Origin of the sequence: Kribbella sp. NPDC051586, from assembly GCF_044453965.1 — a bacterium.
Lineage (GTDB): Bacteria > Actinomycetota > Actinomycetes > Propionibacteriales > Kribbellaceae > Kribbella.
Map to the genome: position 1 here is coordinate 37,864 of NZ_JBITDF010000004.1, position 13,648 is coordinate 51,511.

Consider the following 13,648-nt stretch of genomic DNA (forward strand, 5'->3'; position numbering starts at 1 on the left):
CCCACCCACGCCCTCGGAACGTCCCCACAGCCTCGCCCCGTCCCCAGTCCCACGTCGACGGCCCCTAGCTCCCGTCGTCTGCCACGTCGACTGGCCCTCGGTGCAGGTAGAGGTCGCGGAGCAGGCAGATCTCGGCGCCGTGGTGGATCAGCTCGACGTTCGCGTACAGGCATTTCCTGGCCATGGGCGCGTGCGCGAAGGCAGGCGGTTCGCCCTGCGGCTCGATGAGGCCCGCCGTACCTAGACCTCGCACGCCGGTGATCCAGTGGTCGTACTGGTCGTCGAGTTGCTCAAGTGCCTCCCGGGCAGTGCCCGCGAACAAGAAGGTCGACTCGTTGGTGGCCGGGCGCCCGAACCGTTTGCCGTTGGTGGACGCGAGGTTCACGGTGACGTGCGCCAGCCGCCAGGCGATCGTCGTGACGGGTTCTGGATCGTGGGGCGGTTCGGCGTAGTCCATGGTGAAGGCGCCTGCCCCGAAGGAGATCGGTGCGGAGCCTTCGCCGCGGCGGCTTATTGTCCAGCAGTTCGGGACCGGCTGCCAGAAGTACTCGTCGTCGGTCAAACCCTCCAGCCGAGGGCGGAGGCGCTCCTGCCAGTGCGTGTTGATCTGGTCGATGACCTCTTCGTTCCAGTCAATGGGCATGGGTGGACGGTAGTTGGTTGGTGGGGGTGGGTAGGGCGACTGTGCGGATGAGGTGCCAGGTCATTGCCGCGAAGACCAGGAGCCAGGCCGGGAAGGCGGCCCAGAGTTCGATGCGGCCGATCGACTCGACGACCGGGAGGTGGTCGGCGCGGCCGAGGTAGATGCCGGCGACCGCGTACATGCCCAGCGGGAAGACGATGCTCCACGACGTCGCGTCGTACCGCAGCGGGACCTGGCGCCGGACGTGGCGCCACCAGCCTGCTGCGATCAGCACGGGGATCAGCCAGGTTGCGAACGCCCAGAACACCACCGCGAGTCCCGCGATCAGCCCGCGGGTCGCCGCGACCATCGGCGTATCGGCCATCTCGACGATCCGCGCACCCGCCAGGACGGTGATCGCCAACGCGCCCATCGAGACCCAGTACGGCGGGGTCAGTTCATCCGGGCCGAACGCGTACAGCATCAGCCGGAGCGAGACGAGCAGCCCGGTAGCGCCGTACAGGAACACCCCGACCGACCACGACATGACCGCGAGTACCGCGAGCTCCCGGCGGACCGAGTCGAACACCGGCTCGACGGTGGCTGCCGCGACCGCGACCGACTGACTCGCCACCACCCAGACGAACCAGGTGCCGTTGGCAGTCGCCACCACCGGTCGCTCCTGCCGTCCCAGTACGGCGGTCCACGGCACGACGTACCCCAACGCCAACCACGTCAGACCGGCGACGGCGAGCAGGACCGCCGTGGCGACGTACATCCCGGCGAGCCCCAGCCTGACGCCCAGAACGTTGGCGCCCGCGACGAACGTGAACAGGCCGAACGCCCGGCGCGGATCCGTAAAGTCCTCGACCATCGCGGATCGATAGGCGGCGAACCGCCACGCACTCAGCACGACGAGTACGGCGAACGCCGCGCCGCACACGACCAGCAACGCCCGGGACAGAAGGTCGACGCCCTCGAGCCGCATCCCGACCGAGATGATGCCCGAGGCCATCACCAGCGCGAAGTACCCGGGCGTGAACCGCTCGACCGCCCGGCCGGCACGTGCAGCGAATCCGTTGGTCACGGGATTCATACCAGCACAAACCGTCGGTGGTCGCCGCTACGGTGTGGTTCGGAGGTGAGTGGCGTGACGTTTTCGGTGCGGCCGTTGGATGCGGACAGTTGGCCGGCGTTCGCCGAGCTGGTCGAGGCGAACAACGGCGTCTGGGGCGGATGCTGGTGTATGGGATTCCATGTGAAGCTCGGCAAGGGGCGGACCGCGGAACAGAATCGCGCCGAGAAAGAAGAGCGGGTCCGCAGCGGGGACACGCACGCGGCGCTGGTGTTCGACGGCGAGAAATGTCTTGGCTGGTGTCAATTCGGCTCGCCTGACGAGCTGCCGGAGGTCAAGAGCCGTCGGCTGTACGAGAAGGGCCTGACGACGCTGCCCGACTGGCGCATCACCTGCTTCTTCACCGGCAAAGGACTGCGCGGCCGCGGCGTGGCGGATGCCGCCCTCGGCGGGGCGCTGACCCAGATCGCGCAGTACGGCGGCGGTGTCGTCGAGGGCTATCCCGAGGAGACCGACGACCGGAAGGTGTCCGGATCGTTCCTGCACACCGGCCCGATGTCCGCCTTCGAGAACCACGGCTTCACCCGCACCCGCCCGATCTCCCCCCACCGCTGGGTCGTCACCCGCACCATCCCCCCAACCCGGTGAACCGCCGCCCTACTCGATCGCCCGTCTCAGGGGCCAACCCCTCAGCGTGCGGGTTGCGGACCCAGGATCTCGTTGCGCAACCCACACAGTGGAGGGTCGACCCCTGAGATTGCGCGAGGGGTGAGGCGGCGGAGCGGGGTTGGGACGGTGGGTTTACGGGGGCTGGATGCCGTAGTCGTGGATCTTGCGGTAGATGGTGGCGCGGGACATCCCGAGCGACTTCGCGGCGTGGCCCTTGTGGCCGTCGTTGGCGATCAGGCTGCGGATGATCGCGTCGCGTTCGAGCGCCTCCAGCTGGCTGAGGCTGCGGCGGCTGATCGCCTGCGCGCGGGCCGGCAGGTCGGCGGGAGTGATCACCCCGGTACGGCGACGCCGTACGACGACCTGTTTGAGCATCTGGCACAGCTCCGCGGTGTTGCCGGGCCAGGCAGACCGCATCAGTTGCTGCATCGTGTCCGGCGAGCACGTCAGCTCGCCGTGACTCAACTGGTTGAGGAAGTACGGAACGAGCTCGCGGACGTCCTCGATGTGGTGCCGCAGCGGTGGCACCTCGACGGTCAGCGGGAAGAGCGACAAAAGCTCGCCGAGGTCCGGCGTATCGGTGTCGTCGGATGTGAGGGTGAGCGCGATCCACGGCGGATCGGCCGGTCTGCGTTCGAGGACGTCGTACAAGGCCGCGATGGCCGCGTCGACGCCGCTCGGATCGAGGCGCTCGACGCGCCGGATGACCAGCGCCTGGACGGAGTCGTCGGCGAGCTCGGACTCCAGCTCGGCGGCGAAGCCGTCACCCAGCCGCGCGACATCGACGACGTGGAACAGGCCGGCCGGGTTGTTCTGATGGTGCGCGGCACGCGCCAGCGTGACCTTGCCGGTGCCGCGCTCGCCGGTCAGGACGACCCATTGACCGGCACGGCAGGCGTTGTCCACCTCACGGCTGCTGCCGAGCCACGGCGCGCTGCGACCGACGAGTCCCGGGAGAACGGGACGTGGCGGCGGGCGATGCCCGGTGCCCGGCGTACGGATGCCGACACCGGGCGAATGCGGGCTGACCTGGATGATGCCGCCGCCGCTGCGCCCGCCGGTGGTGACCGGGCGGCACATGATCCGGACCCACGCGCCGGTGGGCAGCTCGGCCACGATCGCCTCGGTCGTGCCGCGGGCGAGCATCTCGCCGGCATAACCGATCACCGCGCGCTGGTCCGAGGCGTCGAGCGACTGGCCGGCCTTCGCGTTCATCAGCAGCAGGTCCTCGTCGACCGCGATCACCATGTCGCCGAGCCGGCGTGAACTCTGCAGGTACGCCTGGAGCAGCGAGAGCTCCCGGGCGGAGCTGTCCTTGAGCAGCGCGGCCCGGATGTTCTCCGCGGTGGTCTTGGCGAGCGCCATCAGCAGCGACCCGGCGTCCTTGCGCCAGCAGGTGAGGTCGATCGCGCCGATCGTCTTGCCGTTCACCGGATGCTTGATCGGTACGCCGGCGCACGCGAGGTCCTCGAGGTCCTCGGCATAGTGCTCGTGACCGAACACGTGCATCGGTCCGCCGCCCTCGAGCGCGGTCCCGATGCCGTTCGTGCCGGCGAACTCCTCGGCGTAACTGAACCCGGGCGCCAGGAAAACCTTGTCCAGGTAGCGGGCCAGGTTGGTGTCGGCGGTGAGACGCTCCAGGACCATGCCGGTGCGGTCGGTGAGGATCACGCTGATCGGCTGGCCGTCGAGGTTCTGGTGCAGCTGGTGCAGCACGGGCGCCGCGCTGCGGGTCAACGGAATGTCGAGGTCCGGGTCCGCGACGTACGGCAGCGTGATCCGGTCGGCCGGCAGATTCCATCGCCGCGACCGTACCCAGGAGGCAAGGATCGGCGGCCGGACGTCCTGCGTCTCGACCGGATCGAGGGTGAGGAAATTCAGCCGGGCCGTAGCGGCTCGCCGGTTGTCCTCCATCGAGGGTGCGAGTTCGTCCACGGGGCCTCCCACCAGGTCACGTCCCGTCCCTCCGAGAGTAGTGCAGCCGGACACAAGTGGCGTCTCAGAATGAGACAACCCGGCGACTCGTGCAGGCATGAGATTCGAACAGACGACTGGGAGGTCTTGATGGACAACGATGTCTCGCCGCAGCAGGAGTCCTATAACCCTTGGACCGTCGTGCATCTGGTCTTCGAACACCTCGCCGAGGCCGGGTTGCATCCGGTCCTCGGGGCCACCGGGCATCCGGGCGAACCGGCCGCGGAACTGCTGCGCTGCCTGGGTATCCGGCCCGATCCGCAGGGCGATCACCGGCTCGCGGAGCAGAAGGAGGAGCGGCTCGCCGAGCTGCGCGAGGCCTTCTTCGGCGAGTCCTGATCGCTTCTCAATTTGAGACCTCACCCCGCTCGTGGCGGCGATGTACTGCAAGCACACAGCCGGCCACATGAGCGGGAGGAAAGCCATGAGTCGCCAAAGCGTGGCGAAGGCCCACCAGAAGATCCAGGAGTTGTCATGGGAACCGGCGTACCACGAGCCGGTCTCCCAGTACGGGACGGACTACACGTTCCGTAAGGCGCAGAAGAAAGACCCCCTGAAGCAGGTGCTGCGGTCCTACTTCCCGATGCAGGAGGAGAAGGACCACCGCGTGTACGGCGCCTCGGACGGCGCGATCCGCGGGAACATGTTCCGCCAGGTCCAGGAACGCTGGCTGGAATGGCAGAAGCTGTTCCTCAGCATCATCCCGCTGCCGGAGATCTCGGCCGCGCGGGCGATGCCGCTGCTGTTCCGGACCGTGCCGAACCCCGAGCTGCACAACGGGCAGGCCATCCAGATGATCGACGAGGTCAGGCACTCGACGATCCAGCAGAACCTCAAGCGCCTGTACATGAACAACTACATCGACCCGGCGGGCTTCAACTCGAGCCTGCGGAACTTCCAGAGCGACTACTGCGGCACCATCGGCCGCCAGTTCGCCGAGGGGTTCATCACCGGTGACGCGATCACCGCGGCCAGCATCTACCTGACGATCGTGGCCGAGACCGCCTTCACGAACACGCTGTTCGTCGCGATGCCGGCCGAGGCCGCCGCGAACGGCGACTACCTGCTGCCGACGGTGTTCCACTCGGTCCAGTCCGACGAGTCCCGGCACATCAGCAACGGCTACGCGACGCTGCTGATGGCGCTCGCCGACGAGGACAACCACCAGCTGCTGGCCCGCGACCTGCGGTACGCCTGGTGGAACAACCACCGCGTCGTCGACGCCGCGATCGGCACCTTCATCGAGTACGGCACCAAGGACCGGCGCAAGGACCGCGAGTCCTACGCGGAGATGTGGCGCCGCTGGATCTACGACGACTACTACCGCAGCTACCTGGTGCCGCTGGAGAAGTACGGACTCGAGATCCCGCACGACCTGATCGAGGAGTCCTGGAACCAGATCTGGAACAAGGGCTACGTGCACGAGGTCGCCCAGTTCTTCGCCACCGGCTGGCTCGCCAACTACTGGCGGATCGACCCGATGACGGACAAGGACTTCGAGTGGTTCGAGTACAAGTACCCGGGCTGGTACGACAAGTACGGCGCCTGGTGGGAGAACTACAACCGCCTGTCCACGCCGAACGGGCACAAGCCGATCGTCTTCGAGGACGTCGAGTACGAGTACCCGCACCGCTGCTGGACGTGCATGGTGCCGTGTCTGGTCCGTGAGGACATGGTGATGGCCAAGGTCGACGGCCAGTGGCGGACGTACTGCCACGAGATGTGCAAGTGGACCGACGAGACCGCGTTCCGGCCGACGTACCAGGGCCGGCAGACGCCGAACATGGGCAAGCTGATCGGCCACCGCGAGTGGGAGACGCTGTACCACGGCTGGAACTGGGCCGACGTGGTCTCCGACATGGGCTTCGTCCGCGACGACGGCAAGACGATGGTCGCACAGCCGCACCTGGACCTGAACCCGGACAAGATGTGGACCCTCGACCACCTGCGCAGGTGCCCGCCGCTGGCGAGCCCGAACGTGCTGCTGAACGAGATGTCCGACGACGAGCGGACCGCGTTCGCGGCACGCTACGTCAAGGGCGGCCCGGCCGGACGACCAGCACCTGCCGACGCCTGATCGCGGCGCCAGATTCCTATGGGCGACAAGCACGTCGTGAGGTTCGAACCCGTCGGCATCGAGATCGAGGTCGACGAGGACCAGACGATCCTGCGCGCGGCAGCCGAGCAGGGCGTGATGCTCATGCACGGCTGCAAGGAGGGGCAGTGCGCGTCCTGCAAGTCGTTCGTCCTCGACGGTGAGGACATCGACCTGGACCGCTACAGCACCTTCGCGCTGCCGGAGTACGAACTGGACGAGGGGTACACGCTGCTGTGCCGGGCGCACCCCTTCGAGGACCTCACGATCGAGCTGCTCAACTACGACGAGGACATGATCCGCTCGGGTCTGCCGATCCAGGAACGGACGGCGGAGGTCGTCGCGATCACCCCGGTGACGCACGACCTCCGGCACCTGGTGCTGAAGCTGTCCGGGCCCGGCGAGCTGAAGTTCTTCCCCGGTCAGTACGTCGACATCTCGGTGCCCGATGCCGGCGGCGGCGAAGACGCGAGCCGCTCGTTCTCGATGGCGAACACGTCGAGCCGCGAGAGCGGTCAGCTCGAGTTCGTGATCAAGGTGTACCCGGGCGGGATGTTCTCGGAGTTCCTGGACCAGCGGCTCCGGGTCGGTGACCGGTTGGACCTGACCGGGCCGTTCGGGGTGTTCACCCTCCGGGACAACCCGGACGCCCGGCTGGTCTTTCTCGGTGGCGGGGCCGGGATGGCGCCGATCCTGGCCCTGCTGCGATCGATGGCCGAACGCGGCATCGACCGGCCGACGACGTTCTACTACGGATCCCGCACCCAGCTGGATCTGTGTTTCGAGGAGGAGTTGCGCGAGCTCGAGCAGCGGCTGCCGCGGTTCCGGTACGTACCGGCGCTGTCGGAGGAGGAATGGGACGGCGAGAGCGGACTGATCACCGACGTGGTCCGCCGGCTCGAGCCCGACCTCACCGGGGCCGATGCGTACGTGTGCGGTCCGCCGCCGATGGTCGAGGCGGCGATCCCGCTGCTCGAACGGCTCGGGGTCGCGACCAAGCACATCTACTACGACAAGTTCACCACGACCGGCGATGCCGGTGACTCAGAGGTGCTGGAGGCAGGAAGCCGATGACCACCACACAGGACTCACCAAAGACAGAACGCAGTGTGCCCAAGCCGGTCTTCACCGATGCCGAGGCGGGCGCACGCGAGTTCCCGGACTCGAACTCGCGGCGGTACAACTACTACACGCCGCAGAAGCGCAAGCAGAGCCACTACGAGGACGTCACGGTCGACGTACAGCCCGATCCGCGGCACTACCTGAGCCAGGGCTGGCTCTACGGCTTCTCCGACGGGCGCGGCGGCTACCCGATGGACTGGACCGTGCTGAAGGCCTGGGGCTCGGACAAGCCCAGCCCGCAGCGTGGCCCGGGCACCGGCGGCCTGTTCGTGAAGGAATGGCCGGCCACCGGCTGGCACGAGTTCCGCGACCCGAACGAGGAGTGGGAGCTCACGCTCTACCGGTACAACTCGAACGTGGTCCGCCAGGTCACCCAGAACGTCGAGGCGGCCAAGGCCTCCAAGGCGTTCGAGCAGTGGAACGCGAACTGGGTCCGCTTCGTCGAGCAGCACGTCGGTGCCTGGATGCACGTCGACCACGGCCTCGGCCTGTACCTGTACGCGAACGCGAACCGGCGCGCACCCACGAACATGCACAACAACGCGATCTCGGTGAACAGCATGCACCGGATCCGCGCCGCGCAGGACCTCGCGCTCTACAACCTCACCCTGTCCGAGGAGCTCGAGGGCTTCGACGGCAGCGCGCACCTGGAGACCTGGAACAACGATCCGGCCTGGCAGGGCGTGCGTGAGGTGGCCGAGCAGCTGACCGCGATCGACGACTGGTGCGAGGCGATCTTCGCCGCGAACGTCGTCTTCGAGCCGCTCGTCGGTGAGCTGTTCCGCAGCCAGCTGGTGCAGCAGGCGGCCCCGCGCAACGGCGACTTCGTCACCCCGACGGTGATCGGCGCGGCGGAGTACGACTTCGCCGAGCGGGATCTGCGCTACACCACGGCGATGTTCGAGCTGCTCAGCAACGACCGTGAGTTCGCGAGCCACAACAAGTCGATCCTGCAGGACTGGGCGTCGAAGTGGACCGCGGCATCCCTGGCCGCGAACCGCACGCTGCAGCCGCTGTGGTCGCAGCCGGACGCGAAACCGCCACGGTTCGAGGACGGCCTCGACCGGGTCAAGAGCCGGTTCAGCGGCATCATCACCTCGCTGGGCCTCGAGGAACCGAAGGAGCTGTCACTGTGACCACCACGTTCACCACCGCGGAAAGCCCGTTCAAGCAGGACAACACCGCGTCCAACAAGTGCGGCGTCACCCTGATGAACAACCAGGTCGGCGCGGTTGTCGCTGAGGTGATGACCGGTCTGGACAACGTCACCGTGACGCACCTGCCGTCGATGATCCGGGTCGACGCGATCGGCCGGATGGACTTCGTCTACGACGACATCTCCGAGGCGCTCGGCGAGGAGCCCGGGTACTTCGACCAGGCCGAGTTCGAGGAGAACATGTCGACCCACTACGGGCGCATGGTCCACCTCGACGACCGGACGATCATGTTCGCCAACCCCGAGGACGCCGCCGACTACATCGGCTTCGACCTGACCGCATCCAGCTGACACAAGGGGGTCTTCCGTGTACGAGAAGAACGGTGAGAAGTACTTCGTGGTCGACAGCCACATGCACATGTGGAAGGCCGGCCCGGACAACTGGGTCAAGGGCGCGGAGCAGTACGCGAAGGGCTGGATCGAGTGCTTCCACGCGTACCAGAGCCTCGGACCCAAGGAGACCCACTGGACGATCGAGAAGTTCATGAGCTACACCGAGGACGACCTGATGAAGGACGTCTTCGAGGACGGCTACGTGGACGTCGCGATCTTCCAGCCGACGTACCTGAAGGAGTGGTACGCCGAGGGTTTCAACACCACCGAGCAGAACGCCAACCTGGGCGAGAAGCACCCGGGCATGTTCGTCCTGAACACCCGCTTCGACCCCCGCGACGGTGACGCCGGCCTCGAGGAGCTGGCGGCCAACGTGGACCGGTACGGCTCGAAGGGTGTGAAGCTCTACACCGCCGAGTGGAACGCCGGCTCGCGCGGCTACAAGCTCACCGACCCGGCCGCGTACACGTACCTGGCGAAGGCGCAGGAGCTGGGGATCAAGAACATCCACGTCCACAAGGGCCCCACGATCTGGCCGCTGGACAAGGACGCGTTCGACGTCTCCGATGTCGACCACGCCGCGACCGACTTCCCCGAGCTCAACTTCATCGTCGAGCACGTCGGCCTGCCGCGGATCGAGGACTTCTGCTTCATGGCGACCCAGGAACCGAACGTGTACGCCGGTCTGTCGGTCGTCATCGGCGGCCTGATGCACGCCCGCCCGCAGTTCTTCGCCAAGGTCATGGGCGAGCTGCTGTTCTGGGTCGGCGAGGACAAGATGACGTTCGGCAGCGACTACGGCATCTGGGAGCCGAAGTGGCAGATCGAGGGCTTCGTGGACTGGGAGTTCCCCGACCAGCCGGAGTTCGCGGACTACCCGCGGCTCGGGGTGGAGGGGAAGAAGAAGATCCTCGGGCTGAACGCGGCCAAGCTGTACGACCTCAAGGTGCCGGCCGAGCTGCAACTGAAGGAGGAGACACCGGCCGCGCAGGACGACTCCAAGCTGGTCGCGTCGTAATGACGGCGGTCGTCGCTGAGCGGGACCGGGTCCTGGACGCACTGGGTGCGGTCCGGGACCCGGAGCTGGACGAGCCGATCACGACGCTGGGTTTCGTGTCCACCTGCGTCGTGTCGGCCGCCGGCGACGCGGTCGTGCGGTTGCGGCTGCCGACGTACTTCTGTGCGCCGAACTTCGCCTTCCTGATGGTCGCCGACGCGTACGACGTGGTGGCGGCGCTGCCCGGGCTGCGCTCGGTCGACGTCGCGCTGGAGGATCATTTCGCGGCCGGCCAGATCAACGCGGGGGTGGCGGCGCGGGCGGGGTTCGTCGCCTCGTTCGACGGCGAGGCGGCGGCGGAGCTGGACGAGTTGCGCCGTACCTTCGTCGCCAAGGCGGTGCTGGCCGGGACCGATCAGGTCTGCCGGCCTTTTGTTGCTTCTGGCACCGATCCGGTGGAGGTCGCCCGGCTGACGATCGGCGACGTGCCGCCGTCGGCCGAGCTGGACCGGCTGCTGCGGCGGCGGGCCGAGCTCGGGCTGCCGACCGGACCGGACGCGCCGCTGCTCGTCGACGTCGGGACCGGCGAGGCCATCGCCGCGCCCGCCGCGGCGAGGCACCTCGGCCTGGCCCGGCTGACCCGGACCGGGATCGAGGCCAACACCGGTATCTGCAGGGGAATGCTGAGGCACCGGTACACCGACTCCGGTGCGGGTGAGGAGGACCAGGGATGAAGGCCGTTCGACTGCACGGATACCACCAGCAACCAGTGGTCGAGGACGTACCGGAACCGGTCGTCAAGGGCCCGCTGGACGTGATCGTCAAGATCGGCGGGGCGGGCGTGTGCCGCACCGATCTGCACATCATCGAGGGTCAGTGGGACGCGGCGATGCATCCGTCGCTGCCCTACACGATCGGCCACGAGAACGCCGGCTGGGTGCACGAGGTCGGCTCGGCCGTCACCAACGTGCAGGTCGGCGACACCGTCATCCTGCACCCGACGCCCACCTGCGGGCTGTGCCATGCCTGTCGCGCGGGGGACGACATGCATTGCGAGAACAGCTCGTTCCCGGGGCTCGACAGCGACGGCGGGATGGCGGAGTACCTCCTCACCTCCGCTCGCGCCTGCGTGAAACTCGATCCGAGCACGCGACCACAGGACGTCGCGGCGCTCGCCGACGCCGGCATCACGGCGTACCACGCGGTCCGGAAGGCCCTGCCACTGTTGCCTCCCGGGACGACGGCCGTGGTGATCGGCGCGGGCGGCCTGGGGCACATCGGCGTACAGTGCCTGGCCGCGTTGACGGCGGCGCGGATCATCGTCGTCGACCGCAACCCGGACGCGCTCAAGCTGGCCGAGCAGCTCGGCGCCGACCAGACTGTGGTTGCCGATGGCAAGCAGGTGGAGAAGGTGCAGGAGCTCACCGACGGCGCCGGCGCCCACGTCGTCCTCGACTTCGTCGCCGAGCAGGGCGCGGAGCAGGACGGGTTCGCGATGACCCGACCGGCCGGCTCGTACTTCGTGATCGGGTACGGCGGCCAGGTGGAGATCCCGACCCTGGACATCATCTCGACCGAGCGGAACATCGTCGGCAACATCGTCGGCACGTTCAACGAGCTGACCGAGCTGATGGCGCTCGCACAGGCCGGCAAGGTCACCCTGCACACCCGGACCTATCCCCTCGACGCGGCCGTTGACGCGGTCGCCGATCTCGACGCCGGCCGAGTTCGCGGCCGCGCGATTCTCGTGCCGTAACAGGACCATTTTCCGGAGGGATTGAAATGGCCAAGGAACTAAGATTCGGTGAATCGGCCCGTGATCTGCTGCTTGCCGGCGTCGACCAGCTCGCGGACGCGGTCAAGTCCACGTTGGGCCCCAAGGGCCGCAACGTGATCCTGGAGAAGATCACCGGCTCGCCGGTGGTCACCAACGACGGCGTGACGATCGCCCGCGAGATCTTCCTCAAGAACCAGTTCGAGAACATGGGCGCCCAGCTGGTCAAGGAAGCCGCGATCAAGACCAACGACATCGTCGGCGACGGCACCACCACGGCGACCGTGATCGCGCAGGCGATCATCCGCGAGGGCATGCAGGCGATCGGCTCCGGCGGGAACCCCGTGCTGGTGAAACGGGGTATCGACCTGGCCGTGGGCAAGCTCGTCGACCGGCTGCGCGAGGTCGCGCACCCCGTCGTCACCGAGCAGGACTACGCCCGCGTCGCGGCGATCTCGGCGAACGACGACGACATCGTCGGCGCGGTGATCGCGAACGCCCTGCACACCGTCGGCGACGGCGGGATCGTGACGGTCGAGGAGTCGTCGATCAACGGGATGGGCGTGAACTTCGTCGAGGGGTTCGAGTTCGACAACGGGTACCTGTCGCCGTACATGGTGACCGATCCGGGCAGCCTGCAGGCCGTCCTGGACAACCCGTACATCCTGTTGTGCAGCGAGAAGATCACCAAGGTCCAGGAGATCATGCCGCTGCTGGACAAGATCATGCGCGAGCCGCGGCCGCTGGTGATCATCGCCGAGAGCCTCGAAGGCACGGCGTTGAGCATGCTCGTGCACAACCACGTCAACGGGCTGTTCCAGTGTGTGGCGGTGAAGGCGCCCGGGTTCGGCGACCGGCGCTTGCACAAGCTGGAGGACATCGCGGCGATCACCGGCGGCGCGGTGTACAGCCGGCACTCCGGGTTCACCCTCGAGACGATGACGCTGGACCAGCTGGGCCGGGCGGATCAGGTGCGGGTGACGGCCGACCGGACGGCGATCGTGGCCGGCACGGGCCACGACAAGGATGTCGCCTTCCGGATCGCGCAGCTGCGGTCGGAGCTCGAGCGGGCGACGTTCGGCGTCGACGAGGACGTCCTGACCGAGCGGATCGGCTCGTTGTCAGGCAAAGTCGCGGTGATCCGCGTCGGTGCGCCGACCCCGGCCGAGCTCAAGGAGCTCCAGCACCGGGTCGAGGACGCGCTGTCTGCGACGCGGGCCGCGATGGCCGAAGGGATCGTCGCGGGCGGCGGCATGGCCCTCCTGCATGCCGCGTCAGCCCTCGACGGTCTGGACGTGAAGGGCGATTACAGGACCGGCGTCGATATCGTGCGGCGGGCGCTGCGCGAACCGGCGTACCTGATCGCGGCCAACGCCGGCTACAACGGCGCCGAGGTGCTGGAGCGTACGTCGCAGATGGGCATCGACGAGGGATTCGACGCCCTGGACGGGGTGTACGGCAACATGCTCGCGATGGGCATCATCGACCCGCTCCGCGTGGCCCGCTCGGCCCTGCAGAACGGCGCCTCGGTGGCCGGACTTCTCCTCACCACCAACACCCTCATCGCCGAGGAACAGACCCCGTGGGGTGGCAGTGCGGCCCTGATGACCGAGTACGGCGCACTGGACGAGGGCCTGCATCAACCAAGCCCTGATTCCAGTACGCCGCAATCTCTCGGCCTGGGCCCGTCCGTCGGATAGGAGCTGCTGAGAACCCCACCCCGTTCCGGCGCCGGCCATGGTCACGAGCGTCAAAGCCCACCGGCGCCGGA

Annotated in this window: 13 protein-coding genes; 10 read left to right on the forward strand and 3 right to left on the reverse strand. The window is 67.7% G+C overall.

Annotation, left to right across the window (positions count from 1 at the left end; translation table 11 throughout):
• Positions 1–64 precede the first annotated feature (64 nt).
• Positions 65–643: a DinB family protein gene (locus ACIA58_RS26870; protein WP_396406560.1), complete on the reverse strand. Its 579-nt coding sequence runs from the start codon at positions 641–643 to the stop codon at positions 65–67.
• On the reverse strand, positions 633–1,718 hold the full coding sequence (locus ACIA58_RS26875) for a tellurite resistance/C4-dicarboxylate transporter family protein (RefSeq protein WP_396406561.1): 1,086 nt from the start codon (positions 1,716–1,718) through the stop codon (positions 633–635). Before ACIA58_RS26875 ends, ACIA58_RS26870 begins: the two co-directional genes overlap by 11 nt.
• Positions 1,719–1,772: 54 nt before the next feature.
• Here ACIA58_RS26875 and ACIA58_RS26880 point away from each other — a divergent pair, with 54 nt between their 5' ends.
• Entirely contained in the window at positions 1,773–2,345 is a 573-nt protein-coding gene (locus tag ACIA58_RS26880; protein WP_396406562.1) for a GNAT family N-acetyltransferase, read from the forward strand.
• Between the two features lie 153 nt (positions 2,346–2,498).
• Here the strand turns inward: ACIA58_RS26880 and ACIA58_RS26885 are convergent, their stop codons facing one another.
• Positions 2,499–4,301, reverse strand: coding sequence for a sigma-54-dependent Fis family transcriptional regulator (locus tag ACIA58_RS26885; RefSeq protein WP_396406563.1), 1,803 nt, complete (start codon positions 4,299–4,301; stop codon positions 2,499–2,501).
• A gap of 129 nt (positions 4,302–4,430) precedes the next feature.
• Here ACIA58_RS26885 and ACIA58_RS26890 point away from each other — a divergent pair, with 129 nt between their 5' ends.
• The 9 genes from ACIA58_RS26890 to groL all read left to right on the forward strand — a co-directional run bounded on the left by ACIA58_RS26890 (position 4,431) and on the right by groL (position 13,577).
• Complete coding sequence (locus tag ACIA58_RS26890) at positions 4,431–4,679, forward strand: hypothetical protein (protein ID WP_396406564.1); 249 nt, start codon at positions 4,431–4,433, stop codon at positions 4,677–4,679.
• A gap of 85 nt (positions 4,680–4,764) precedes the next feature.
• Positions 4,765–6,417, forward strand: a complete 1,653-nt coding sequence (locus ACIA58_RS26895) for a hypothetical protein (protein ID WP_396406565.1) — start codon at positions 4,765–4,767, stop codon at positions 6,415–6,417.
• 36 nt (positions 6,418–6,453) lie between these two features.
• Positions 6,454–7,509: an NADH:ubiquinone reductase (Na(+)-transporting) subunit F gene (locus ACIA58_RS26900; RefSeq protein WP_396406566.1), complete on the forward strand. Its 1,056-nt coding sequence runs from the start codon at positions 6,454–6,456 to the stop codon at positions 7,507–7,509.
• Positions 7,506–8,693, forward strand: a complete 1,188-nt coding sequence (locus ACIA58_RS26905) for a hypothetical protein (RefSeq protein WP_396406567.1) — start codon at positions 7,506–7,508, stop codon at positions 8,691–8,693. The genes ACIA58_RS26900 and ACIA58_RS26905 overlap by 4 nt, the downstream gene beginning before the upstream one ends.
• On the forward strand, positions 8,690–9,064 hold the full coding sequence (gene mimD, locus ACIA58_RS26910) for a propane 2-monooxygenase effector subunit MimD (RefSeq protein ID WP_396406568.1): 375 nt from the start codon (positions 8,690–8,692) through the stop codon (positions 9,062–9,064). Before ACIA58_RS26905 ends, mimD begins: the two co-directional genes overlap by 4 nt.
• A 16-nt stretch (positions 9,065–9,080) precedes the next feature.
• On the forward strand, positions 9,081–10,124 hold the full coding sequence (locus ACIA58_RS26915) for an amidohydrolase family protein (RefSeq protein ID WP_396406569.1): 1,044 nt from the start codon (positions 9,081–9,083) through the stop codon (positions 10,122–10,124).
• A complete protein-coding gene (locus ACIA58_RS26920; RefSeq protein ID WP_396406570.1) occupies positions 10,124–10,837 on the forward strand; it encodes an iron-sulfur cluster assembly protein in 714 nt (237 codons plus the stop codon). The genes ACIA58_RS26915 and ACIA58_RS26920 overlap by 1 nt, the downstream gene beginning before the upstream one ends.
• Positions 10,834–11,859: an NAD(P)-dependent alcohol dehydrogenase gene (locus tag ACIA58_RS26925; protein WP_396406571.1), complete on the forward strand. Its 1,026-nt coding sequence runs from the start codon at positions 10,834–10,836 to the stop codon at positions 11,857–11,859. Before ACIA58_RS26920 ends, ACIA58_RS26925 begins: the two co-directional genes overlap by 4 nt.
• 26 nt (positions 11,860–11,885) lie before the next feature.
• The gene (groL, locus tag ACIA58_RS26930; protein WP_396406572.1) at positions 11,886–13,577 is read left to right on the forward strand and encodes a chaperonin GroEL; all 1,692 of its coding nucleotides are present in this window, start codon (positions 11,886–11,888) and stop codon (positions 13,575–13,577) included.
• The last annotated feature ends 71 nt before the right edge of the window (positions 13,578–13,648 follow it).